Here is a 26,023-nt window from a genome sequence, read left to right as displayed (position 1 = left end):
AGACCTTGCAGACGGACTCAGGCTCGGCGTGGACGCGGTGGCGATTTCCTACGTTCAGACGGCCGATGACGTACGCGAAGCCAAGGAACTGATCGCCGCTGCCGGACAGAGCCTTCCTGTGGTGGTCAAGCTGGAACGCCAGAGCGCTGTGGACAATCTTGCAGAAATTCTGGCGGAAACAGATGTGGTTATGGTAGCGCGCGGCGACCTTGGCGTGGAATGCCCCCTGCCCTTGCTGCCTGCCCTGCAAAAGCGCATTATCAGCGCCTGCAACAAGGCCTCAAAGCCGGTTATCGTAGCCACGCAGATGCTGCTTTCCATGGTCAACAGCCCCGCCCCCACACGAGCGGAAACCACAGACGTGGCTAACGCCGTACTGGACGGGGCCGACTGCGTGATGCTTTCTGAAGAAACCGCCATGGGCAATTTCCCCGTGGACACCGTGCGCTACATGAGGCGCATCACCGATGAAGCTGAAAAGCTGCTGCTGCTCAACCACAAGCTTGAAGAGCCCGATGCCGACAAGGGCATACCGGAATTTCTGGCTTACTCGGCCTGCCTGCTTGCCAACAAGGCCGGAGCCAAGGCCATCGTGTCCCACAGCCTTTCCGGCAGTTCCGCGCGCCAGGTTTCCGCCCGGCGTCCTCCGCAGCAGGTATACGCCCTTACCCCGGACCCGGTGACCGTCAAGGCTCTCAACTTTGTCTGGGGCGTCAAGCCGGTTTTCATCGACTGCCCGCAGGAAGAACCCAGCCACCTCATCCGGGCCGAACAGTTTATTCATGACAGCGAAGACTTCGTGGCCGATGACTGCGCCGTTATCACGGCTGGCCAGGTTAAAGGTTCTTCCGCCACCCCCAGGGGTACCAACCTTGTCAAAATTTACTGGAAATAGCCCATGGCCGAGCAAGCACGGAAAGCACGAGAGATTCCTCAGAACATCAATGAGGAATATTACCAGATAAGTAGCGAGATACTTTCAAGCTTTCCCAAGTACCGGCCCCCTGTGGACCTTTTCAGCTTCCGTGAAGACATCATGGTGCTTGCTCCTTATTGCAAAAAAGAGACGCGCCTGACCAACGAACAAGTTGAAGAACTGGCGGCGCTGTGCGCCGAGGGCAATCTCTTTGTGTCGCGCTCTGATCACCACATCTATTCGCGTCACATTGTCAAACAGCTTGACCTTGTTTTACAGGATAAAAATCTCAAGGAAGCGGAAATTGCCGATATTTGCATCCGCGCGCTCTTTATCCGCTATACAGAGTTTCTCAGCCAGCCCGTCAAGCCTCTGCTGGAGCCGCTGTATCGCGACGTCATGGTGATCACGGAATACCTATGGGCAGACAAGCACCGCATCAACACCTTTATGCGCCGCCTGTTTCGCAAGCACCAACTGGCCCGTCACTCCATCAACAGCATGAGCGTAGGCCTCTGGCTATGGCTGCAGGTAAGCGGAGAATACCGCCGCAAGGATCTTGACCGTGCTGCCCTTGCCTTTTTGCTGCATGATGTGGGAATGAGCAAAGTTCCCGCCTTTCTGCTCAGCAAACCAGGGCCGCTCAAGGCTGAAGAAAGGGAAAAGCTGCTGCCCCACCCTCTTGTGGGCGTCAAGCTTATGCACAAGATGGAAATGAGCTTTGAAGAACTTGTGCGGGCCTGCTACGAACACCATGAACGTATGGACGGTTCAGGCTATCCCCAGCGCCTCAAGGGAAACCAGATAAGCCGCGTGGGACGGATTACCGCCATTGCCGATTCCTTTTCAGCCATGATTTGCGACAGGCCCTACAGCGAACGCAAAGACCCTCTTGCGGCTGCAAAAGAACTGGCGGGCGACCCCCGGTATGACAGCGAACTGACCAACATACTGCTCACAGGTTTTGCGTCCGGCAACATCGGGGTCATGACGGATATGGATAAAATTGTGGACGAACCGCTTTAGGCAAAAACCATCCCCCTGCCGAAACATGGTTTTGCATGCCGGGCTTTGCAAAACACCACGCCTAAGAAAAAGACGTTCGGGCATCCACATGACTTATTGAGCGTCACACACAAAAAGCGGATAACCGTAAAATGGTTATCCGCTTTTTGCTGTCTGCGCTGTCCGGGCAACTACTATGCTTCAGCCACAAAAACCTCCGGCTCTCGCCTGCTCAGACAGTTTTTTTCCAGCATGTCCACAATGTTCAGCACAGGTTCCTGATCAAAATACTTTGCCCCTTCCGGACATGACTTGACGCAGGCACAACAGCGAATACAGCCATGACTGATTTCCGCTGCATCATCAAAACTGATGACCTGCATCGGACAGTTCGCTGCGCAGATCATACACTGCGTGCAGCTTTGCGACGTTTTAGGCCGTAGATCCACAGCAGGGGGCAAATCCCTATACGGACGTTTACCGGGTACAGTCACGGTATTGCCGCAAGCCGAAAGCACGGCTGCGGCCACGGCTTTGGAAAAGTCCAGAACAGCGGCCATATCCCGAACATCCGGGCGACCAGATCCAACCGTGGGCGTCAGGCTGTGCTCGGCTACAAACGCGGCCGCAGCCGGCACGGCAAACCCCTGTTTCAGTAAAATATCTACTGCTTCTAAAAGCGCATCGTCGTAATGACGGTTGCCATACACTGCCACAGGAACAGCTACCGCGCCGTTGCCCATAAGCCCGGCCAGAGAATCCAGCAATGGGCGCGGTATCCGCCCCGCATAGACCGGAAATGCCAGAAGCAAAGCATCATCCACAGCACAGGAAAGTTTTTTCCCACGAGCATCAGGAAGCGTCAGATCGTGTTCTATAACAGACTTGCCGACAATCGGGGCCACAGTAGCAGCCATGGCCCGGACAATTTGTTTGCTGCTGTGGGTAGGGCTGAAAAAAACTGTATGCAGGCTGTTGCTCATGGTTGAAACCTCCCGCTTATACTGCACAGGGCAGTTTAGAAATACAACATACGATCAGTAGATGCTCAATGCAAAAAGGCCGGATGAACCGGCCCTTTTGCATTGAAAACTGTGCAAAAAAAGCAGCACTGCTACCAGCTGTTTCCTTTGCTCTGCTCGTGGCCGACAATGCCGCCGGCCAAAGCACCAACGCCGGCGCCGGCAAGAGCGCCCCACCCGGCAGCGCCGCCGGAAATGGCAGCTATGCCCGCACCACCAAGCGCGCCAAGCGCGGCGCCGCTGGCAACACCCTGCTGGGTCTTGCTCATGTTGGTGCAGCCCACGCCACTGGTAAACATGACGGCCAACAGGCCTATAATCAAAGCTTTTTTCATGGCTATTCTCCTGAGTCCTGTTATCGTCCCGAGGGCAGATGCCTACTTCTTGGCAATACGGGGGGCGATCAGTTCATACCAGATAACGCTCATTACCGGACGGTCAAGCCCGTCGGGGTTGGCAGCATACCACTGGTCCACCATGGTGATAATCTCAGCACGGTTGACCCCCTTGAAAGCATTCATCCAGCCCTTTTCAAAAGGCGAAAGGGTATAAGCAGGTTTTTTGCCGGATTTGGCAGCTTTTTCCACCAGCTTGGCATTAACAAAATATTCTACGGTAATAGCAGATTCCACGCCAAGCAGGAATGCAGCCTTGTCGGTCTCGCTGGTTTTTTGCCATACATTTCCCGTAAGCTGTTCCACGGGATTATTTTGTGCTACATCGCCAACGGCGACTTCCGCAGCGCGAACGGGAGCGCAGGCCAGAACCAGAGCAAGAACCAGCCCAAGGCTCAAAACTGACTTTTTCACGCGAAGCTCCTTGCAGTTTACAGGCGAGGCGGTATGGGCCGCCAGTAAAAACCTCGTACAATAAATGTACTGTAGCCACAAGCATACCTGTATATCAAGTATTTTCCGGGCATCAGGCTCCGGCGTTCTCGCCTATGATTTTTCTGAAACGGTTGAACAGGTACTCGCCGTCATGCGGTCCGGCGGCGGCCTCCGGATGATACTGCAGGCTCATGACAGGCAACGTTTTATGGTGCAACCCCTCAAGGGTCTGGTCATTCAGGTTGACATGCGTAGCTTCCACATCGTCCACACCATCAAGAACCACATGAAATCCGTGATTTTGTGATGATATTTCGATACGTCCGGTGGTCAGGTCCTTGACAGGATGATTGCAGCCGTGATGCCCGAACTTGAGCTTTTCCGTTCGAGCGCCGAGGGCATGCCCGATGAGCTGATGCCCCAGGCAAATACCCGTAACCGGCAGCATATGGATGAGCTCACGCACCAGCGCTATTTCGCTGGTGAGTGTCGCCGGATCGCCAGGGCCGTTGGACAAGAAAACGCCCTTGGCTCCGCTGGCTTTTGCCTTGGCAGCGCTGAACCCCGGCGGCACGGCCAAGGGTTCAAAACCTGCCTCGCAAAGACGGCGCAAGATGTTCCATTTTATTCCGAAATCATAGACCAGCAGGGGCAAACCGGTACCGCGCCACGCATAGCTGCCATCTTCGGCCACGGGAGCTTCCTGCACGGCGTTATCGTACCAGGCGTACGGTTTTTCGGGGGCCACAAAAGGAACAAGGTTGCGCCCTTTCATGGCAGGCAGGGCGCGCGCGCGCTCCTGAAGAACAGCAGGGTCTGTTTCTCTTGTGGAAATAATGCCCCGCATGGCACCGTTAATACGCAGATGACGGGTCAGCGCGCGGGTATCAAGCCCCTCCACACCGGGTTTTTCATAGCGCTTCATGAATTCCGGCAGAGACATGGTAGAACGCCAGTTGGAGGGCTTTTTGCAACATTCCTTGACCAGCAGGGCCGCGCAATGCACTCCGGCGGATTCCATATCTTCACGGCAAGTGCCGTAATTGCCTATAAGAGGATAGGTCATGCAGACCATTTGCCCGTAATAGGAAGGATCTGTAAGAATTTCCTGATATCCGGTCATCCCGGTGGTGAAAATGACTTCACCACCGGTTTCAAAGTCGCCGGTAAAGGACTTGCCTTCCAGCGTGAATCCGTCTTCCAGCACCAGCAATGCTTTCATAGTTACCCCCGCGCATCCCGCGCGTAGTATTCCTGCAAACTTTCCACATGAATCTCGTCCCGGCGCGACCCTATGGCCGTAGCCGTGGCGCGTGCCGCTGCAATAGTGGTGCAGTAAGGCACCTTGTAGTTCAGCGCCGCCTGGCGGATTGCCTTGGAATCCCTGGCGGTATGTTTGCCGGAGGCCGTATTCACAACCAGGGCGACCTCGTGGTTAATAAGCAGGTCCACAATATTGGGCCGCCCTTCATAGACCTTGCGCACTTCTTCTACTTTCAGGCCATGCCCGCGCAGGATTGCTGCCGTACCCTTGGTAGCCAAAAGCTCAAAGCCCAGCTTGGCAAACATCTCGGCCACTTCCGGCAGAAAGGGCTTGTCGCGGTCATTGACGGAAAGAAAGAGCTTGCCGCCCTGTGGGGGAACCTGCCCCGCGCCGAGCTGGCTTTTAAGAAAAGCCTCGCCAAAGCTGGAGCCCATCCCCATAACTTCGCCCGTGGAATGCATCTCCGGACCAAGGATCACGTCCACGCCTGGAAAACGCTGGAAAGGCATGACAGCTTCTTTTACGCAGATAAAGCCGCCCTTGCGCATGCTCCAGGGGTCCAGTTCGTCCAGGCTTTTGCCCAGCATGACCTGGGTAGCAAGATATGGCAGGGGTACGCCTGTGGCCTTGGACACAAAGGGGGCAGTGCGCGAGGCACGGGGATTGACCTCAAGAATATAGATGTCGTCGCCCTTGATGGCGAACTGTATATTCATCAGGCCAATGACCTTGAGTTCACGGGCAAGCGCTTCTGTCTGCGAGGCGATAAGGGCCACATGGTCGTAGGACAACGAATAGGAAGGCAGCACGCAGGCCGAGTCGCCCGAATGGATGCCCGCCTCTTCGATATGTTCCATAATGCCCGCAACATAAACATCCTTGCCGTCAGAGATGGCATCTACATCCACTTCAACGGCATGCTCAAGAAACTTGTCGATCAGGATGGGATGTTTGGGTTTTTCCGGCACCTGGGCGTGAAAATACGCGGTCAGTTCCGCGGCGTCGTAAGCCACAGCCATGGCCCGCCCGCCGAGCACATAGCTTGGGCGCACCACTACAGGGTAGGTAATGCGCTCGGCCACGGCAAGGGCATCCTCAAGGTTCATGGCTGTGCCGTTGGGCGGCTGCAGCAGACCAAGTTTCTGGATAAGCGCCTGAAAGCGTTCGCGGTCTTCCGCACGGTCAATAGCGTCGGGGCTGGTGCCGAGAATGGGAACCCCGGCCCGCATAAGAGGCACGGCCAGATTCAGCGGAGTCTGACCGCCGAACTGCACGATAACGCCATCGGGCTTTTCCGCTTCCACAATGTTCATGACATCTTCAAAGGTCAGCGGTTCAAAGTAGAGCCGGTCCGAGGTGTCATAGTCAGTAGAAACGGTTTCGGGGTTGGAGTTGGCCATGATGGCCATCACCCCGGCGTCGCGCAGGGCAAAAGAGGCGTGGCAGCAGCAGTAGTCGAATTCAATGCCCTGCCCGATACGGTTGGGGCCGCCGCCAAGAATGAGCACTTTGCGACGGTCTTCCAGATTGATTTCGTCACCTCTTTCGTAGGTTGAGTAGAAATAGGGAGTATAGGCCTCGAACTCTCCGGCGCAGGTATCCACCAGATAATACGTCGGCAGGATGTTCATTTCCTTGCGCAGGCGGCGAATATCCGTTTCCGGGCGCTTCCACATCTCGGCAAGCTGCCTGTCGGAGAAGCCGTATTCCTTGGCTTCGCGCAGGATGACGGCCAAGGCTTCATTTCCGGCAGTCATGTCATTGGCAAGGCCAAAATTTCGGATGCGCTGCTCCATGCTGACAATGTCCTGCAACTGGCGCACAAACCAGGGATCAATGGCGGACACGGCAAAAATTTCTTCTTCCGTGATGCCCGCAAGCAGGGCCTGGCGCAGGGCGAAAATACGGCGGGAGTTGGGCCTCTGTAATGATTCCAGAATGGTTTCGCGGTCAGGAAGCTCGGCATTGAAGTTGAAGCCAAGGCCTGTAGCGCCGATTTCCATTGAGCGCAGCCCCTTCTGCATGGCCTCCTTGAAGGTACGGCCTATGCTCATGGCTTCGCCCACGCTTTTCATGGCTGTGGTCAGCTCATCTTTTGCGCCGGGAAACTTTTCAAAGGTAAAGCGCGGAATTTTCACCACGCAGTAGTCAATGGCCGGCTCAAAACTTGCCACAGTTTCGCGGGTGATGTCGTTACGCAGCTCGTCCAGCGTATACCCCACGGCCAGCTTGGCAGCAATCTTGGCAATGGGAAAACCGGTAGCTTTGGAGGCCAGTGCCGAGGAACGAGACACGCGCGGGTTCATCTCGATCACCACAATTTCGCCATTGGCCGGGTTAAGGCCAAACTGCACGTTGCTGCCGCCGGTTTCCACACCGATTTCGCGCATGATGGCGATGGAGGCATCACGTATCTGCTGATACTCTGCATCAGAAAGGGTCTGCACCGGGGCCACGGTAATGGAGTCACCCGTGTGAACCCCCATGGGGTCAAGATTTTCAATGGAGCAGATGATGACGCAGTTGTCATTGACATCGCGCATCACTTCCATTTCGATTTCTTTCCAGCCGAGCACGCTCTGCTCGATCATCACTTCTGACGTGGGGCTGGCGGCAAGACCGTTGCCTGCCACCGCTTCGAGGTCGGCAAGATTGTAAGCAACGCCACCACCAGTGCCGCCCAGAGTAAATGCCGGGCGGACAATAAGCGGAAAGGGCAGCACATTGCCCAGATGGCGCACTTCATCCAAGGTACGGGCAATGCCGCTGGCGGGCATTTTGAGGCCGATTTTTTCCATGGCTTCGCGGAAAAGCTCACGACTTTCGGCTTTTTCGATAACTTCGGCCTGCGCACCGATAAGCTCAACGCCGTATTCCGCCAAAACGCCGCTCTTGGCAAGTCCAAGAGCGGCGTTCAATGCCGTCTGCCCGCCAAGAGTAGGCAAAAGTGCGTCGGGGCGTTCTTTCCGGATAACGGCGGCCAGGGTATCGTGTTCGATCGGCTCCACATACGTGGCGTCCGCCAGTTGCGGGTCGGTCATGATGGTGGCGGGATTGGAGTTGACCAGCACCACTTCGTAACCCTCTTCTTTGAGGGCCTTGACGGCCTGTGAGCCGGAGTAGTCAAACTCGCAGCCCTGGCCTATGATGATGGGTCCCGCGCCAATGACAAGAATTTTGTGTAAATCCGTACGCTTGGGCATTGGATATTCCTGCGGCTTTGGGGATCATGAAGAAAAACTACGGCACATTATTGCCGTTTGCTCAAACTAAAGAATAGTACATGCACTTCGTGGCAAGGTCAACAATTTCTACGGACAGTCCGGCGGCTTTCCTTCCGGCACTAAAGCCTTGCACCCCGCGCCGATTTACGCAATACTTCTTCTCTTGAATCCATAAGGGGGCTTGATAATGCAAAATATAAAAAAAGTTGTTCTCGCCTACTCCGGCGGGCTTGATACATCAGTCATTCTGAAATGGCTTATTGAGACCTACAAGTGCGAGGTCATTGCCGTCACCGCCGATCTGGGCCAGCCCGAAGACCTCTCCGGCGTGGAAGAAAAAGCGCTTAAAACCGGCGCTTCAAAGGCCTATGTGGTTGACCTGCGCGAAGAGATGGCCAAAGATTTTGTCTTCCCCATGATGCGCGGCGCGGCCATCTACGAAGGCCGCTACCTGCTCGGCACTTCCATTGCCCGGCCCCTCATTGCCAAAGCCCTGGTGGACATCGCCCGCAAGGAAGGTGCCGATGCCATAGCCCACGGCGCTACCGGCAAGGGCAACGACCAGGTCCGCTTTGAATTCGCGGCCAGCGCCCTGGCTCCGGACATCAAGGTCATCGCCCCCTGGCGTGAATGGGAACTCATGTCCCGCACGGCCCTTACCGCCTTTGCAGAAAAGCACGGCATCCCCATTTCCAGCTCCGCCAAACGCTACAGCATGGATGCCAACATGCTGCATACCAGCTTTGAAGGCAGCGAACTGGAAAATCCGGGTAATGAGCCGCATGAATCCTGCCATGAGCGCTGTGTGCCGGTGGAACAGGCCCCGGACATGCCCGAAATTGTCACTGTGGACTTTGAGCGGGGCAATCCCGTGGCCGTTAACGGCAAGACGCTCTCCCCCGCCGCGGTCATAACCACCCTGGCAGAAATCGCCGGGCGCAACGGCATTGGCCGCGACGACATGGTGGAAAACCGTTTTGTGGGCATGAAGTGCCGCGGGGTATACGAAAACCCCGCAGGAACCTTGCTCTACAAACTGCACCGCGACCTTGAAGGCATCTGCCTGGACCGCGAACTGCTCGGCATACGCGATATGCTGGCCGTGCGGTACTCCCAGTGCGTGTATAATGGGTTCTGGTATTCACCCGAGCGCGAAGCCATGCAGGCCTTTATGGACAAATCGCAGGAGAGCGTTACCGGCACGGTACGCGCCAAGCTGTACAAGGGTGGCGTGTGGCCCCTGGCCCGCACGTCTCCCAACTCGCTCTTCTCTGAAGATCTGGCGACATTTGAAGGCGGCGATTATGACCACAAGGACGCAGCGGGCTTCATATGCCTGAATAGCCTGCGCCTGCGCCTGCATGCGGCCGTCGCTGACAAGCTGAAAAAATAATACAGAATACCGGCCACAGCCATCTGCGGCGACCCGTGAGGCGAATGCCTCCGGGTTGCCGGGATTCTGAAAAAACAGCTTTGCCGCCAAAAGCACGGCAATGCCGCATGGAAAATACGCGTGCAACCCCTTTGCTGCTGTCAACAGGTACAAACCATGCCCTCTGCATCAGCAAAACGCCGGACCGGCAACGCCCCTTCCTGTAACACACGATCTTTCAAACGGATGCTGCCATGAAGACCAACCAGAGCTGGGGTGGGCGCTTTGCCGAAGGCCCCAAGGAAGCCGTGGCCCAGTACACAGACTCCCAGTCTTACGATAGGGCGCTTTACGCCCAGGACATCCGCGCCTCGCAGGCACATGCCCGCATGCTGGGCCGTCAAGGCGTCATCACGCCCGAAGAGGCCCAACTGCTGGTTGAAGGGCTTGATCAGGTGCGTGAAGAAATCCGTTCCGGCAGCTTCATCTGGAAGCCGGAACTGGAAGATGTGCATATGAATATTGAGGCACGCCTGACAGAACTTATGGGGAACGTGGGCAAAAAACTGCATACGGGCCGCAGCCGCAATGACCAGGTGGGCTTGAGCTTTCGCCTTTTTGTGGCAGACAGGCTGGAAACGTGGCGGCAGCGCGCTGCCGCCCTGTGCGCCATTCTGGTGCAGCGCGCCACCGAGCATGCCGGAGACATTCTGCCCGGCTGTACACATCTGCAGCCCGCGCAGCCCGTGAGTCTGGCTCACCACCTGCTCGCTTACGCCTGGATGTTCCGGCGCGACGCCATACGCCTTGGAGACTGTCTGACCCGGGTGCGCATTTCCCCTTTGGGCGCAGCCGCTCTGGCCGGCACAACGTATCCGCTTGATCCGCAAAGCGTGGCCAAGGACGTGGGCTTTGCCGGAATTTACGGCAACTCGATGGATGCCGTGTCTGACAGGGACTTTGTGCTTGAAGCCCTGTTTGGCGGCTCCACCATCATGATGCATCTCTCGCGCCTGTGCGAAGAAATCATCCTGTGGGCCAATCCCGCCTTCGGCTTTGTGCGCCTGCCCGACAGCTATGCTACCGGTTCATCAATCATGCCGCAGAAGAAAAATCCCGACGTGGCTGAACTTATGCGTGGCAAGACCGGGCGCGTCTACGGCTCGCTCATGGGCATGCTCACAATCATGAAAGGCCTGCCCCTTGCCTATAATCGCGACATGCAGGAAGACAAGGAAGGCTTTCTTGACGCCGACAGAACTGTGGAGGCATCCCTGCGACTCATGGCAGGCATGATGGAAGAAATCGCCTTTCGCACGGACCGCATGCGTGAAGCCTGCAAGGCCGGCTTTCTCAACGCCACGGAACTGGCCGACTACCTCGTGGGCAAAGGGCTTCCTTTCCGCGAGGCGCACCACGTTACCGGGCAGTGTGTCGCCGCGGCAGAAGCACAAGGCAAAGGGCTTGAAGACCTTACGCTGCCCGAAATGCAGGCGCTTGAACCCCGCATCGGCGAAGACGTGTACGCCATACTGGACTACGCGGCAGCCGTGCAGCGGCGCGAAACCCCCGGCGGCACCGGGCCTCAATCCGTGGCCGCTCAGGTAGCCCAGCTCAGGACATGGCTTGCCGGTATGGACGGCATGGCCCAGTAACAGGAAACCTGCCCATGCCCGCACCGACAGCCCCGAGTCCCGGCGACACGCCCGACATCCACCAGCCCCAATGGCCTCAATGGATGGAAGACGCACGTCTGGACGACAGTCTGGCCGCAACCGCCTATGAAAAAACGCCGCCGTCATGGCGCGCCGCCATAAAGACAGGCCTGGCGCTAACGCATATGCATTTCGGCGCCAGTGCCGGACATGGCCGCGAAACACAAAATAACGACCGGCTCGGCTTCTGGCGTGAGCATGAAAGCCATGCCGCAGCCTGGACGGTCATTGCCTTTCCGCCGTCCTATGCGGCGGCGGCACGTCTGGCGGCGGCATGCATCCCTCCCATTTTGGCCGATGTCCCCCTGGTGGGAGCCGTATGCGTTGGGGGAACACCCCATCCCTCCGCCCTGGTCAGTCTGGAACTGAGCGGTGTGGAAGATATTTTTGTGCTTGACGCTCCCGATCTGCATGCGCTGCTGGAGCAATGCGGCCCCGGCCCGGGGCGTCTCGTCTTGCTGCATGCGGGCGAACTGGAACTGACAACCGCCTTTGCCCGTACTCTGGGCCTGCCCTGCTGGCAGGAAGACCACCCCCCAACACTGGCTCTGCCCTCGGCAGCCTCTGCACACAATTTCGGCACATGCGCCGAAGCCCGGACATTTGACCTGAAAGCGCTGGCTTTTGCGCAGGCCGGAGCAAATTTTGTTCAGGCCGCCGCCCCGGCGCACACGTCTTTTTCTGAAAATGTCGGGCAAGGTATTCCGCCGCACGACGCGCCAGCACAGGATACCTTTCTGCCGACTGCAACAGAAGCCCTGCTGCGGCACGCCGCCGGAGTAGTCCCGGCAAAGCCGGATGCGCTGTACGTGTCTTCCGGCCATGCCCGGCATTCCGCCTGCTGCCTGAAGCACGGCGCGCGCCCCTGCGCTCCCCCGCTGACCCTGACGCCCGGCTGCGAGGGCTTCTGGCTGCATCCCGGCCTTACACCAGATTTCTTTCGCGTACACAGCCTGGCCTTCGGCCTGTTATAATCAGCCAGCCCGGGAGCCGCCATGTCAAACCAGTCCAGTATTGACCGCATCCGCAACATCGGCATCATCGCCCATATCGACGCAGGCAAAACCACCCTGTCGGAGCGCATGCTGTTTTACAGCCGCAAAATCCACCGGATGGGCGAGGTGCACGACGGCGCAGCCACGATGGACTTCATGCCCGAAGAGCAGGAGCGTGGCATTACCATCATGTCGGCCTGTACAACATGCCAGTGGGATGATCATACCATCAATCTTATCGATACCCCCGGGCATGTGGACTTCACCATTGAAGTGGAGCGCTCCCTGCGTGTACTGGACGGGGCTGTCGGCGTATTTTGCGCTGTAGGCGGCGTGGAACCGCAATCAGAAACCGTCTGGCGGCAATCTGAAGATTTCGGCGTTCCCAAGATAGCGTTTATAAACAAAATTGACAGAGTAGGCGCTGACTTTGAGGCTGTACTGGCCGCCATGCGCCAGAGACTCGCCGCCAATGCCGTCGCGGTTACCATCCCCTTTGGTCAAGGCGAAGATTTCAGTGCCGTTCTTGATCTTGTTCATGAAGAATGCCTCACCTTTGACGAGAGTGACCAGGGCCAGACCGTGTACCGTGCTCCTTTCACTGCGGAACAGGCTGCACTGGCCTCCCCGTGGCGCGAACAGATGCTGGAAAAACTTGCCGAAGCCGATGAAGATTTTCTGGTTTGTTATCTTGAGAACCCCTGCGACATTAGTGCCATTCACGCCGCCATGCGCCGGGCCACGCTGGCTCGCCACGTAACTCCGGTCTTTTGCGGTTCTGCCCTGCGCAACGCGGGCGTACAGCCTGTTCTGGATGCCGTGTGCCGCTGGCTGCCTTCGCCTCTGGATGTCCCACCCCCGGTGGGCCTGGACCTTCAGGGACATGAGGTTACGGTTATGCCCGATGCCGACGCACCGGCCGTTGCCCTTGTTTTTAAGGTTTTACTTGAAGAAAACAGAAAACACTGCTTTATCCGCCTCTATGCGGGACGCATTCATGAAGGCGACAATCTGCGCAACACTGCGCAAAGCAAGGACGACCGCCTGAGTCGCCTCTACAGACCCCATGCCGATCGCCGTGAGCAGATGGAACAGGCCTCTGCCGGAGAAATCGTCGTAGCTGTGGGCCTGCGTTCGGCCCATACCGGCGAAACATACACCTCCCGTGACAGGCAGCTTTCGCTTGAAAGCATTGAGGCCAACGCACCGGTAATCACCCTCGCCCTTGAACCCCGCAATGCCGATGAAGGTAAAATTCTGGATGAAGCCCTGACACGCTATACCGAAGAAGACCCCACCCTCAAAGCGCAGATGGATGACGATACGGGAGCGCGCATGATTTCCGGCATGGGCGAGCTTCATCTGGATGTGCTGCTGGAACGCATGCAGCGTGAATACGGTATCAGCCCCCGCTCAGGCAATCCACAGGTTGTCCTGCGCGAAACCGTACGCAAGGAAGCCGCAGCCACCGTGACCTTTGATCGCGAACTGGGCAAAGAGCGCCATCAGGGTACGGTCAGCCTGCGCGTTGCCCCCCGGCCGCGCGGCAGCGGCAATGCCGTAGAAATCGGCAGTTTTTTGCCCGACAATCCCGACGGGGCTCGAAAAATCCTGCCTCATGTGTATGTGGAAGCCGCTGTTGAAGGCGTGTGCGATGCCCTGCAAAGTGGCGCCATCACAGGCTATCCTGTTACAGATGTGGCCGTGACCCTGGACGGTATGGAGCGGCGCGAAGGGCTGACCACAGCTCCGGGCTGTCACATGGCAGCGGGGCAGGCGCTGCGTGAGGCGCTGGCCGCCGCCGCCCCTGTAAGCCTTGAACCTGTCATGCGGATTGAAATTTCCGTACCTGAAGATTTTCTGGGCGCCGCCATCAGCCTGCTCAACACCTGCGGCGGAAAAGTGGAAAACCTTGAAGACCACGGCGGGCGCAAAGCTCTTCGCGGCACTGCTCCCCTGCGCCGTCTGTTCGGCTTCTCCACCTCCCTGCGTTCGGCTACACAGGGCCGGGCCGGACTGGTGATGACCTTTGACCGTTTTGACCTGCCCTAAGGCCACATGCCCGCCGCATCTCCCCATATGAAAAAAAATACTGTCACACATGCCCCACGGGCCAAAAAAAGCCTGGGGCAGCATTTCTTACGGCGCGAAGACATCTGCCACCGTATTGCTGCGCTCATTGCGCCTGCCGAACAGGACCGCATCATTGAGATCGGCCCCGGCCCCGGCGCGTTGACCCGCGCCATTGAGGCCACCCCCCATTCCCGGCTATTGTTGCTGGAAAAAGACCGCCACTGGGCCGCCGAACGGCAGCGCCTGGGCGGCCCCAACACCCAGGCCGTACTCATTGATGCCCTGAAGTTTGCATGGCGGCGCATCTGCCCTGAAGAGCCGTGGAAAATCATAGGCAACCTGCCCTACAATGTGGCCTCGCCCCTGATCTGGGACATTGTCTCCCAGTCCACAGGCTGGCAACGGGCAGCCTTTATGGTGCAGAAGGAAGTGGGCCAGCGGCTGGCGGCCCATCCCGGCACAGGGCATTACGGCGCGCTTTCGGTATGGGTGCAGAGTTACGCACGCCCACGCATGGAGTTCGTGGTGGGTCCGGGCGCGTTCAGTCCGCCCCCCAAGGTAGATTCCGCCGTTTTGAGCTTTGAACCGTTGCCCGCCAGTGAACGCCCCGCACATCCGGAACTTCTCTCGCGCCTTTTGCGGATATGCTTTCAGCAGCGACGCAAACAACTCGGCGGTGTATTCCGCCGTGCCGCACAGCCGGGCCTTGAAAAATCCCTGCATGATGCCTGCATTGCCCCCGCCTTGCGGCCCGAAGCCCTGACGTGCTCCGATTTCCAGCGTATAGCCGCTTTTTGGGCTTCACAGCTTGACAACAAGGCATAAAAAGTTTTCAGTCTATCCATAATCTTGCTGCGTTGTATGCCTTCCGGCTTTTTCATCGCCTGAAGGCCGCCTGAAACAACGCCGGGGAACCTTTCAGGAGGACATGCTGATGACTAAGGCTGATCTTGTTGAAAAAATAGCTGCCAAGGCCAATCTGACCAAGGCTGCTGCCGAACGGACCCTCAATGCCTTTCTCGCTTCTGTCGAAGACGCTCTTGTCAAGGAATCCAAACTTACGCTTACCGGTTTCGGCACATTCGCAGTGGAACACCGCAAGGCCAGGCAGGGCCGCAACCCCCGCACCGGGGACACGCTTACCATCCCGGCGTGCAAGATTATCAAATTCCGTCCGGGCAAGATGCTCAAAGATTCTCTGAACTAGATATCTCGCCGTTTGCCACCGGCAACGGATGGCCCGGTGAACGCCCGCCCCGACCGCACGTCAGGCCGGGTACGCCGGGGCAGACAAAAGCCTGCTTGTCGCCGATGCTGGGAATCGGCGACAAACGTCAATGCAAAGCGCGTTTCGTTGTACCTGATACTGCCTGTGGCAGTCTTTTTTGTCGCGCTACGCTGCATTGGCGAAAAAGCCTTGCCTTTTTTCAGCCTTCGGGCTATAGGAACTCTTCACTTGCGACACTGTCGCCAGCCGTAAGCGGGCAACCCCGTTCTCGGTATTTTTGGGGCCGTAACTACCGGCCCTTCGCAGAAGGGGGTGATTTTCTTGCCCGGAGTTTTTCTTAACGAAGACGACTACAACTTCGACATTGCGCTGCGCCGCTTTAAGAAGCAGGTAGAAAAGGCCGGCATTCTTTCTGAAATGAAGAAGCGCCAGCACTACGAAAAGCCCAGCGTCATGCGCAAAAAGAAGAAGGCCGCCGCCCGGAAGCGGCTGATGAAAAAGATCAGGAAGATGAACATGGCCTAACCGGGGGCGCATGCATGCGCCCGGGGCCTTGCATCCGGCCAGTTATGCGGGAAGCCCCTTTTGGGGTTTCCCGCATTTTCTGCTTTACTCCACCCTTCACCACACCACTGCCATGACCGTTACCACCACACTTTTTGAGCAGATTGAAAAAGACTACGTGCAAGCCTACAAGGCCAGAGACAGCGTGCGACTGACAGTGCTGCGCCTGTTGAAAACAGCGGTCAAAAACCGGCTGGTGGACCTGCGGCGGCCGGGCGGCAGCCTTTCCGATGAAGAAATGCTTGATGTCATCGTAAAAGAAGGCAAGCAGCGGCAGGACTCCATTGAACAGTACACGGCCGCTCAACGGCCCGACCTTGCTGAAAAAGAGGCTGCTGAACTGGCAGTTCTCAAAGATTACCTGCCCAAGGCTCTTGGGCAGGAAGAACTGACGGCCCTTATTGAAAGCACCATAGCCGAACTTGGCGCCGCTTCACCCAAAGATATGGGCAGGGTCATATCTGCCATCATGGCCAGCCATAAAGGCCAGGTCGACGGCAAAGCCCTCTCTGAGGCTGTAAAAAAACGCCTGCAATCCTGACCCGGTCCAACTGATCCGTCTGCACTGTAAAGCAGGCGGCAACGCACCATTTTCAGCCGCTTTTCCGCAATAGTGGACGTACTGCGGCCTTCCAGATGCGGAACTCACCCTGCCGGCTGGCCGCAAGCCGTTATAACCGGGAGTTGCCTCGCAGGATGGAAACACTGTGTGTCCGGCAAAAACGCGCTCTCCGGGATGTTGGGGCCTTCAGGCCCGCCGGGGGTTGCGTCCTTTTTTCTGCGACAAGCCATTTCATTGCTCCCGAGGCATCAGCATGATTCACGCCCGTACGCTCCAGGCCCTGGAATATAATAATATTACTGACTATCTTGCCTCGCTCTGTATCTCCGGCGTGGGGCGTGAGCGCGCCCTGGCACTTGTTCCGCTGGCCCAGGCTGAGGATGTAAATTTGGCGGCACGGGTCTATGAAGAGGCGGCAGACTGGTCGTCCCGGCCTGCTGCCGGAGGGGCGACATTTGTTCTTAACGCCTTTCCCGATGTCACTGGCTTTTTGCACGCCGCGCAAACCAGCCGCGCCCACGCCTTTCAACCCGATGTTGACGCCTTCTGGGCGCTGCGTGAAGTCCTGCGTCTGGCACGCGATGCCCACGCCGCCATTGCCGTTCCCGAAGCACCGAAACAGTGGCCGCATCTGCTGGCCCTGGCCGACGGTACGCCGTTGCCGGTACAGCTTACGGCGGCCCTGCTGCGTTGCCTTTCCGATGACGGCCTGCTGAAGGACGAAAGCTCGCCCGAACTCTACCGCCTGCGCGGCGAACTGCGCCGTCTGCACCAGAGCTGCATGCGCAAGGTCAAGGACTATGCCCTGCAGTACAATATGCTTGCCTACTTGCAGGACGAATTCATGACTCTTTCGTCCGACCGCTATGTGCTGCCCCTCAAGGCCAACTTCAAGGGGCGCATGCAGGGCATCATTCACGACTGGTCGCAAACAGGCGAAACCTGCTACTTTGAACCCATGTTTCTGGTGGAAATCAACAACCGCCTGCAGGAACTGAAACGCGAAGAGCGCGAAGAAGAACGCAAGGTTCTGCTGTATCTGCGCAGCCTGCTTGAGGCGGAACTGCCTGGCGCACAAGCTGCCCTTGAGCTGTTGGCTCAACTGGACCTGCTGCAGGCCAAACGCCGCCTGGCAGCCCTTCTTGACGGTCGCTGCCTGCCGCTGACCCCCGTGACCGAGGGCATACAACTGCTCGACGCCCGTCATCCCCTGCTTTTACTCAACAGGGTCAAAAACGCGGACGGCCCTGCCGCAGGTTCCGGGCATGCCCAAAAATCCGCCGCACGGGCAACGGCAGCCGTAAAGCCCCTTGATATCGTGCTGCGGCCTGGCGAACGCGCCCTGATTATTACGGGTGGAAATGCCGGCGGCAAGACGGTCTGCTTGAAAACTCTGGGCCTTATCGCTGCCATGACCCTCAGCGGCCTGCCGGTTCCTGTGGGGGCCGGCTCCCATCTTCCCTGGTTCAGCCGCATGGACGCCTTTATTGGCGATGAACAGAGCCTTGCGGACAATGTTTCTACTTTTACAGCGCAAATCGAGCACCTTGCCAAAGCCTGGAAGCACCTTGACGCCAGCGGCATGGTGCTACTTGATGAATTCGGCGCAGGCACAGACCCGGCCCAGGGCGCTGCTTTGGCCCAGGCGGTACTTGACGAATTGCTCGACAAACATACCTTTGTTCTGGCAGCTACACATTTTCCCGCTCTCAAGAGCTACGCCCTGACCAGGGAAGGCGCACGCGCGGCCTCCATGCTGTTTGACCCGCAAAGCAAAAAACCCTTGTTCAAACTGGCTTACGATCAGGTGGGAGCCAGCCAGGCGCTGGATGTGGCACGTGAACACGGTTTGCCTGAAAGCATTGTACGCCGCGCAGAACATTATCTTTTGCAGGACGGGCAAGATGCCACGGCCCTGCTTTCCCGGTTAAACGATCTGGCCGCAAAGCGCGAAGACGAACTGGTTGTTTTACGGCAGGAACAGGATAAAACCCGGTCTGCCGCAAGACATGAACGCGAAAAGCTGGAAAAAGAACGGCTGCGCCTGCACGATGAAGTGCGGACCAAAGCGTCCGAACTCATGCGCGCCTGGAAAGAAGGCCGCGCAACGCACAAGCAGGCTCTGAAAGAAATGTCCCGCCTGCGGGCTTCACTTGTTCCGGATGACGCCGCGGAAAAAAACGGTTCCGTTTTGCCCAGATCTGAGCATTTTGTTGTGGGCCAACAGGTTCTGCACACTGTTTTCAATAAGCGCGGTGTGGTTACCGATGTGGACGAACGGCGTAACCGCGTGCGTCTGGACATGAACGGTGTCAACCTGTGGGCCGAAATGAAAGCCTTGCGCCTGCCCGGCAGCCAGGGAACCCCACAGCCCGTTGGCAAGCCTTCTTCCATTTTGGCGGCAGCGCACGGCTCGTCCTCCACAAACGGAGGTGGCGCACGCCCGGCTGGGGCCGCTGATGGAGCCTCCCTGCGCCTTGACATGCGCGGGCTTCGTGCTGATGTTGCCCTTGCAGAGCTCGAACAGTTTATGGATAAGGCTTTGTTGGCCGGTTTTCGGGAAGTCGAGCTCGTCCACGGACGCGGTACAGGGGCTTTGCGGCGTCAGGTTCATGAATTTTTGCGTGCCTTTCCGGCAGCGGAAAGTTTTTCTCTGGCCCCCGAAGACAGGGGCGGCGACGGCATGACCATTGTAATCCTGCGGTAGAGGCAGCTTACAAGAAAAATTTTCACCAAAAGGCGGATTCATCCGGCATAATCACGGCGCAGCAATGGTTCCGGCAAGACCGTACACGCAGTACGGCAAGACCGTTTTCGCGCCCGCCAGTGAAAAATCCGTTGTACAGCGGCGGCATCATAAAGATCATCTGAAGCCACGGCATGCGGCAGCACTGTGCAAGCTGCCTGCCTCTTCGTCTGCGCGCCGCGTCAATGCCCTGCCCGGCAGACGCATAAACAGTTTTTCCAGTAAAGCGGAAAGGAAGATTATCAGTCAATGCAGTCCAGGGATGCCATACGCGCCATCAAGGAGCGCATGAATATTGTGGACGTTGTGCGCCGCTATGTAGAGCTGAAGCGCAACGGGCCGCGCTGGGTGGCGCCCTGCCCTTTTCATCAAGAAACAAAACCGTCTTTTTCCGTCAACGAGGATCAGGGCCTGTTTTATTGCTTCGGCTGTCATGCTTCGGGCGATATCTTCGACTTTTACAGCCGTATCAACGGGCTGGATTTTAAAGAAACACTCGAACAACTGGCTGCCGAAGCGGGCATAACCATCGAACGCGGCCCCGGCGGCGCCCGCCGCCAGGGTGAAGAACGTGAACGCCGCTCTTCACGCCAGCAGATGTTGCGCATGTATGAACTGGCTGCGGGCCATTTTGCGGCTACACTCAACGGCCCGGACGGTGCGGAATGTCGCGCATATATGGAAAAACGCGGCCTCAGCCAGGAGATAGTGCAGCACTTTGGCCTTGGCTGGGCCAAAAGGGAATGGCAGTCGCTGGCAGACTCGCTGCGCCGCGCGGGCTTTGACGCCCGCATGGCAATCGAAGCAGGTCTTTTGGGACAATCCAGTAACGGGCGGGCGTATGACCGCTTCCGGGGGCGGCTCATTTTCCCCATCAAGAGCCTCTCCAACCAGATCATTGCTTTTGGCGGGCGCATCATTGCCGATGAAGACGAGGCCAAGTACATCAATAGCGCTGACACGCCCATCTACAAGAAGGGCGAACACCTTTACGGTCTGGCGCAGGCCCGTAAGGGCATGGTCACCAAGGGCCGCGCCCTGCTGACCGAAGGTTATATGGATGTGCTTACCCTGCACCAGTTCGGCTACGACAATGCTGTAGGCGTTCTTGGCACAGCCCTGACGCCGGAACAGATCAAACGGCTCTCGGGTTTTGTTTCGCAACTGACCCTGCTTTTTGACGGCGACCGCGCCGGGCGCAAAGCCGCCCTGCGCTCCTGCGAAATGCTGCTCACACGCGGCCTGGCCTGTTCGGTCGTGCTTATGCCCGAGGGCGAAGACATCGACAGCCTGCTGCGCGGTTCAGGACCGGAGGCCTTTGAAGAACTACAAGCCCAGGCCCCGGACGGGTTACGCTTTTGCGTGGACGTGCTCAAGGCTCTGGCCCCCAGAGAAACTGTAGAATGGGCGCGCAACTTCCTGCGCCAGGTGGAGATTCCCGAACTGGTCAGCCCGTATGTTTCACGGCTGGCCGGGCATCTGCAACTTTCAGAAGCCGACCTGCGTGAAGGGCTCATGCAGGCGCGCGGGGTAAAAACCGACAAGGCACGTCCTGGCTCAGGCAATTTTTCATCGGGCCGTGCCCTGCAAAACATTCGCGATCGCGAAATTATGATGTACGCCGTGCGTTACCCGCACAGGCTGACAAACATGCTTGAACTTGGGGCCGATCTGGCTCTGCAATCGGCAGTGGCGCGTCAGTTATGGGACAAGATTGAAAACCACGGCCCGGAAGAGGTATTTCACCATCTGGACCAGCGGGAAAAAAATTTCTGGTGCAAATGCTGCGGCCCCGAGGCCGCCCCGCGCGATAACGGCGACAGGGAACTGGAATCATTGCGCCACTACTTGAACAATTATTACGCTTCGGCGCAAAAATCTTCTTTATCCGCAGCCTTGAGAGCCAACACCGGCACGGGTGACTTTGAGGCTGATATGGACTATCTTCGCGCACTTAAGGAAACCTTGGAGAAAGGGCATGAGCAGTCTTAAAGATATCCAGCAGATTCAATCACTTATTGCCAAAGGCAAAGGTGCGGGCTTTTTGACTTTTGAAGAGGTCAACAAGGCGCTGCCCGTTGAAATGAGTACGCCCGAGCAGTTTGAAGAGATCATCGGCATCTTTGAACAGCTGGAAATCGTTATTGTGGACTCGGAGAAAGACGGAAAAAAAATTTCCGCCACCGCCTCTGAATCTGACGAGGAAATAACTGACAGTTCCCTTGACCTGTCTGAAGACGAAGATACTGCGGATTATTCTTCCCGCAGTACAGACCCCGTGCGCATGTATTTGCGCGAAATGGGAGCTGTCCCCCTGCTTGACCGCGACGGTGAAGTTGTTATCGCCAAAAAAATTGAAATGGGCGAACAGGACGTGCTTTACGCCCTGGTAGAAGTTCCTGTGGCGGTTGAAGAGCTGATCAATGTGGGCGAAGATCTGCGCCAGAACCGCATCAAGCTTAAGGATGTGGTAAAAACCATTGAAGAAGATGACCCCAGCGAAGATGAGATGAACCAGCGTTCGCGCGTCATCCTGTTGCTGGACGAAATCAAGCAGACTTTCAAGAAAAAACGTAAAATATATAAAAAGCTTGATGTCTGCACCTGCATGGACCGCCGCGTCACCGCCGTGCAGAAAGAAATTATCTGCTTCAAGGAAGAAATCGTCACCCGCCTGCGTGATATCAAGCTGGAAAAAACCCTCATCGACCGCATCATTGAAACGGTTGAGGACTACGTGCGCCAGATGCACAACTGCCAGCGCGACCTTTCTGCCTACATTTTGGCCACCGGTCGTACCCAGGCGGAAATTCAGGCCATGTTCGACGGTCTTGAGCAGCGCGAAATCAATCCGATGGATGCCGCCCGCGACCTCAAACTCAGTGTGGATGAGCTCTTTTCCTTCAAGGAAATGATCATCGGCAAGATTGAAATACTCCACCGCCTGCAGGAAAAATGCTGCCATAACGTCACGGACCTTGAAGAGGTGCTGTGGCGCATCAAGCGCGGCAATACGGCGGCCATGCGCGCCAAGCAGGAGCTTATCCGCTCCAACCTGCGCCTTGTGGTTTCCATTGCAAAAAAATACACCAATCGTGGCCTCCAGTTCCTCGACCTTATTCAGGAAGGCAACATCGGCCTCATGAAGGCTGTGGATAAGTTCGAGTATCAGCGCGGTTATAAATTTTCTACTTATGCCACATGGTGGATACGGCAGGCCATTACCCGCGCCATTGCCGACCAGGCGCGTACCATCCGCATCCCCGTGCATATGGTTGAGACCATCAACAAGCTCATCCGCACATCGCGCTACCTTGTGCAGGAACTGGGCCGCGACCCCACGCCCGAAGAAATTGCCGAACGTATGGAATATCCGGTGGAAAAGGTCAAAAAGGTGCTCAAAATCGCCAAGGAACCCATTTCGCTGGAAACCCCCATTGGCGATGAAGAAGATTCGAGCCTGGGCGACTTTATTGAAGATAAAAAAGCGGTGGCCCCGGCAGAAGAAGTTATCAACACCAAGCTGTCGGAGCAGTTGGCCGCGGTGCTGGCAGACCTTACCCCCCGCGAAGAACAGGTTTTGCGCAAACGCTTCGGCATTGCTGAAAAGAGTGACCATACCCTTGAAGAAGTGGGCAAACTCTTTAACGTAACCCGCGAACGTATCCGGCAGATTGAGGCCAAGGCCTTGCGCAAGCTGCGTCACCCCGTGCGCAGCCAGCCTCTGCGCTCCTATTACGAAAACTGATTTCCCGGCCAGCGGCCTGGCATGCGCCAGGCCGCTGCCGCGTGATACAGGCCAGGGCATACGCTCTGCGCGGCACGCCAAAATCCGCAAGATTTTCCGGGCAGCCGCCGGGCAAATGCCGGTACCAGTAAAAACATTGCAGCCCATGTAACAGGATATGGCCGTGTTTGTGTCAGCATTGTCCAGACTTGGACGGCATTGCGCCGTTGTTATGGTCTTCGGCCTTTTTTGCCTGCCGTTGTCTTTCTCGTCCCCATCTTCTGTCCTGGCGGCAGAAGCGGCCGGAAAACCAGCCTCTCCCGATGCCTCGCCTGCTGCGGCTATCAGTGGTCCCGGCAATACCCCTGATAGCATCCCCCAGCCGGCCCCTGCCGGGCCTGAAATTTCGGGCAAGGAAAGCAAGGACAATTCCGGGCAGCCCGCTGCAGGCCAGGCCGCACCTGCGCCGTCCGGCATGGCAGCGGACGCTGCCGCGAATCCACTGAACGGCAGCACAAAAATTGTCTCCGAGGACAGCACAAGAGAAAATGCCGACGCTCCCCGCGCAGAACCGCTGCCGCAACCGCTTGGCACTGTGGCGCACTGTTTTGACGGCGACACCTTTAAGCTGACGGACAGACGCGTTGTACGGCTTGCCGGCATTGATTCGCCGGAACTGTCCAAGGGCGGCATGAAAGCGCAATTTTTTGCGCGTGAAGCCAGAGACCAGCTCAACACTCTCACCAAAGGCCAGCAGGTGCAGCTCCTGCAGGCGGGTGTCAAGCATCGCGACCCGCACGGCAGAATTCTGGCAGAAGTGCTGCTGCCGAACGGCACGTCCCTTAACGAGGTCATGATCCGCAACGGCGCGGCCTATTTTTACCCGCATCAGGATCTCAGCCCACAGCTTCAGGAGCGCCTGCGCAGCCTCCAGCATGAGGCCATAGCCGGACGACGCGGCATGTGGGCCTTTTTGCTCTCGCAGCCTGTTGCCAAGAATACCTATCTCGGCAACAAGGAATCTTTACGTTTTTTCCCTGCAGACTGCGCCGAGGCCCAGCACATACGCCCGCGCAACCGTGTGTACTTCGGCAATCTGATGGATGCCTTTATGGCAGGCTACGCTCCTGCGCGGGTGTGTCCCTTCTGGCCGGTGACGCCATGAGCCGACAGGCCCCGGGCAGAGCCACGTCAAGTCCGCTGGCCGACCAGACAGCCCTGGTCATTTTTTCCGGCGGCCAGGACTCCGCAACATGCCTGGCATGGGCACTGGACCGCTTTGCCCGCGTCCGCACACTGGGCTTTGACTACGGGCAACGCCACTCCGTGGAGCTGGCCTGCCGCCAGAACCTTCGCGAAAAACTGGCTGACCTCAACCCTCAGTGGGCCGCCCGCCTGGATGCGGACTGCTTGCTGGATATCGATCTTTTCCGCCAACTGGCCAATACCGCCCTCACCTCTGCCGCGCCCATTAAAGATGAGCCAGAGGGTCTGCCCAACACCTTTGTTCCCGGCCGTAATCTCATATTTATCCTGCACGCCGCCGCATGGGCCTACGGGCTTGATATCCGCCATATGGTTCTTGGCGTGTGCCAAAGTGACTTTTCCGGTTATCCCGACTGCCGTGACGACAGCATCAAGGCCATGCAGGTGGCCCTGAATACCGGTATGGACGCGAACTTTGTTCTGCACACGCCCCTGATGTGGCGCAGTAAAAAAGACGCCTGGACTCTGGCGGAAGTTCTTGGCGGCCCCAGTCTGGTTGACCTGATCGTCGAAGAAAGCCACACCTGTTACGAAGGCCAGCGCGGACAACGGCATCCCTGGGGTTACGGCTGCGGGCAGTGTCCGGCCTGCCACTTGCGGGCGGCGGGATACGCCGACTATCTGGCCGGAAAATCCTAAGCAAGGGAGAGGGTATGTCCAAAAAGCAGTTAAGCGCTGCACAGGGCGTTGAGGCGGCCTGTATTCTCTTCGCTCTCAACACGGATCCGGAGGGCATGGTGCGTCTGGCGCACAGCGCCCTGCTGCCTCCTGCCTACCTTGAAGGCCAGGGGGCCATCCTGTTTTGTGCGGAATGGCGGGCCTTCACCCATGCCGTTGTCACGGCCGGGCTTATGCAGTACGCCCCAAACAGCGTGCTTATGGCCTACTTGCGCCAGACAGGAAACCTGCTTAGCCAGACGTCCGCGCCTTTGCATGAGGAATACGGGCAGGCCGCCACAAACCAGGAAGCCATTGGCCCTGAAGAACTTGAATCCTTTGTGGACGGCCCGTTTGCCGGATACATGCCCTTGCTGGCCCAGGGACAGCAGGCCCGCTGCCCGGAGCTTTTCTGCCAGCGCCTGGCGTCGGAAACAGCGCGGGCCAAGGGTGAAGCAAGCCCCCCCGATGATCAGTCCAAGGCGCGTCTGGCCGCAACCATGGCCATGCTTGTAAGCGCGGTGTGGGACAAACTGGAAAACTACGAATTTCTGGCTGATTAGAGCATTTTCCTATTGAAGCGCCCGCCGCCTGCGCAAGCAAATGTCAGCCGTGGAGACGAAAACCAGATTCAACCTTTGCCTGAAAGACGTACAGCGAAAATGCAGCGCTGTTTATTTGCATAGTTGCGCACTGTAATAAATGCGCCCTAACGAGAGTGTATATTTTCAACATCACCCTGCTCCAGAATATGTCTTTCAATAGCTCTCCAATGCACAACAGCCCGAGCAACCGGGCTGTTGTGCATTGGAGAGCTATTTTATTTAAAAATCTCTTGTACAGGAAGGCAGGTTGCC

Annotated in this window: 21 protein-coding genes; 16 read left to right on the top strand and 5 right to left on the bottom strand. The window is 57.5% G+C overall.

The genetic code is table 11. The annotated features are described in order from the left end of the window. Both QZ377_RS10760 and QZ377_RS10755 read left to right on the top strand, forming a co-directional pair. On the top strand, positions 1-895 hold an 895-nt coding region (locus tag QZ377_RS10760), incomplete at its 5' end, for a pyruvate kinase (RefSeq protein ID WP_291441141.1). Between the two features lie 3 nt (positions 896-898). After that, a complete protein-coding gene (locus tag QZ377_RS10755; protein WP_291441140.1) occupies positions 899-1,942 on the top strand; it encodes an HD domain-containing phosphohydrolase in 1,044 nt (347 codons plus the stop codon). Positions 1,943-2,115: 173 nt separating this feature from the next. On the opposite strand, the gene QZ377_RS10750 is transcribed toward QZ377_RS10755, so the two are convergent. From QZ377_RS10750 to carB, 5 genes are all read right to left on the bottom strand, one after another. Then, positions 2,116-2,904: a 4Fe-4S ferredoxin gene (locus QZ377_RS10750; RefSeq protein WP_291441139.1), complete on the bottom strand. Its 789-nt coding sequence runs from the start codon at positions 2,902-2,904 to the stop codon at positions 2,116-2,118. Between the two features lie 131 nt (positions 2,905-3,035). Beyond that, complete coding sequence (locus tag QZ377_RS10745; protein WP_291441138.1) at positions 3,036-3,278, bottom strand: glycine zipper domain-containing protein; 243 nt, start codon at positions 3,276-3,278, stop codon at positions 3,036-3,038. A 42-nt stretch (positions 3,279-3,320) separates the two neighbouring features. After that, positions 3,321-3,752, bottom strand: a complete 432-nt coding sequence (locus tag QZ377_RS10740) for a hypothetical protein (protein WP_291441137.1) — start codon at positions 3,750-3,752, stop codon at positions 3,321-3,323. Between the two features lie 112 nt (positions 3,753-3,864). Continuing rightward, complete coding sequence (gene carA, locus QZ377_RS10735) at positions 3,865-4,995, bottom strand: glutamine-hydrolyzing carbamoyl-phosphate synthase small subunit (protein WP_291441136.1); 1,131 nt, start codon at positions 4,993-4,995, stop codon at positions 3,865-3,867. A gap of 2 nt (positions 4,996-4,997) precedes the next feature. Then, a complete protein-coding gene (gene carB / locus QZ377_RS10730; RefSeq protein ID WP_291441135.1) occupies positions 4,998-8,240 on the bottom strand; it encodes a carbamoyl-phosphate synthase large subunit in 3,243 nt (1,080 codons plus the stop codon). Between the two features lie 208 nt (positions 8,241-8,448). Here carB and QZ377_RS10725 point away from each other — a divergent pair, with 208 nt between their 5' ends. From QZ377_RS10725 to QZ377_RS10660, 14 genes are all read left to right on the top strand, one after another. Then, positions 8,449-9,654: an argininosuccinate synthase gene (locus tag QZ377_RS10725; RefSeq protein WP_291441134.1), complete on the top strand. Its 1,206-nt coding sequence runs from the start codon at positions 8,449-8,451 to the stop codon at positions 9,652-9,654. Positions 9,655-9,887: 233 nt separating this feature from the next. Then, entirely contained in the window at positions 9,888-11,288 is a 1,401-nt protein-coding gene (argH, locus tag QZ377_RS10720) for an argininosuccinate lyase (protein ID WP_291441133.1), read from the top strand. A gap of 14 nt (positions 11,289-11,302) precedes the next feature. Next, complete coding sequence (locus tag QZ377_RS10715) at positions 11,303-12,322, top strand: hypothetical protein (protein WP_291441132.1); 1,020 nt, start codon at positions 11,303-11,305, stop codon at positions 12,320-12,322. A gap of 21 nt (positions 12,323-12,343) precedes the next feature. Beyond that, positions 12,344-14,395, top strand: coding sequence for an elongation factor G (fusA, locus tag QZ377_RS10710; protein ID WP_291441131.1), 2,052 nt, complete (start codon positions 12,344-12,346; stop codon positions 14,393-14,395). 27 nt (positions 14,396-14,422) lie between these two features. Further along, a complete protein-coding gene (rsmA, locus tag QZ377_RS10705; protein WP_291441130.1) occupies positions 14,423-15,241 on the top strand; it encodes a 16S rRNA (adenine(1518)-N(6)/adenine(1519)-N(6))-dimethyltransferase RsmA in 819 nt (272 codons plus the stop codon). Positions 15,242-15,350: 109 nt separating this feature from the next. Then, entirely contained in the window at positions 15,351-15,623 is a 273-nt protein-coding gene (locus tag QZ377_RS10700) for an HU family DNA-binding protein (RefSeq protein WP_291441129.1), read from the top strand. A 342-nt stretch (positions 15,624-15,965) separates the two neighbouring features. Then, positions 15,966-16,169: a 30S ribosomal protein S21 gene (rpsU, locus tag QZ377_RS10695; protein ID WP_012624720.1), complete on the top strand. Its 204-nt coding sequence runs from the start codon at positions 15,966-15,968 to the stop codon at positions 16,167-16,169. A gap of 112 nt (positions 16,170-16,281) precedes the next feature. Next, positions 16,282-16,749: a GatB/YqeY domain-containing protein gene (locus tag QZ377_RS10690; RefSeq protein ID WP_291441142.1), complete on the top strand. Its 468-nt coding sequence runs from the start codon at positions 16,282-16,284 to the stop codon at positions 16,747-16,749. A gap of 274 nt (positions 16,750-17,023) precedes the next feature. Further along, positions 17,024-19,477: a Smr/MutS family protein gene (locus QZ377_RS10685; RefSeq protein WP_291441128.1), complete on the top strand. Its 2,454-nt coding sequence runs from the start codon at positions 17,024-17,026 to the stop codon at positions 19,475-19,477. A gap of 288 nt (positions 19,478-19,765) precedes the next feature. Further along, positions 19,766-21,508, top strand: coding sequence for a DNA primase (gene dnaG / locus QZ377_RS10680; RefSeq protein ID WP_291441127.1), 1,743 nt, complete (start codon positions 19,766-19,768; stop codon positions 21,506-21,508). Beyond that, the gene (rpoD, locus tag QZ377_RS10675) at positions 21,495-23,264 is read left to right on the top strand and encodes an RNA polymerase sigma factor RpoD (RefSeq protein ID WP_291441126.1); all 1,770 of its coding nucleotides are present in this window, start codon (positions 21,495-21,497) and stop codon (positions 23,262-23,264) included. Before dnaG ends, rpoD begins: the two co-directional genes overlap by 14 nt. 163 nt (positions 23,265-23,427) lie before the next feature. Next, positions 23,428-24,408 (top strand): thermonuclease family protein, encoded by a 981-nt coding sequence (locus QZ377_RS10670; protein WP_291441125.1) that lies wholly within the window; start codon positions 23,428-23,430, stop codon positions 24,406-24,408. Then, positions 24,405-25,148: a 7-cyano-7-deazaguanine synthase QueC gene (gene queC / locus QZ377_RS10665; RefSeq protein WP_291441124.1), complete on the top strand. Its 744-nt coding sequence runs from the start codon at positions 24,405-24,407 to the stop codon at positions 25,146-25,148. The genes QZ377_RS10670 and queC overlap by 4 nt, the downstream gene beginning before the upstream one ends. Positions 25,149-25,162: 14 nt before the next feature. Then, positions 25,163-25,729 carry a serine/threonine protein kinase gene (locus QZ377_RS10660; protein WP_291441123.1) on the top strand — a complete coding sequence of 189 codons (567 nt, stop codon included), beginning with the start codon at positions 25,163-25,165 and terminating at the stop codon, positions 25,727-25,729. Positions 25,730-26,023: the final 294 nt, after the last annotated feature.

The sequence above is a fragment of the Desulfovibrio sp. genome, from assembly GCF_019424165.1.
Classification (GTDB): Bacteria; Desulfobacterota; Desulfovibrionia; order Desulfovibrionales; family Desulfovibrionaceae; genus Desulfovibrio.
This window is presented reverse-complemented; position numbering and strand designations above follow the sequence as displayed.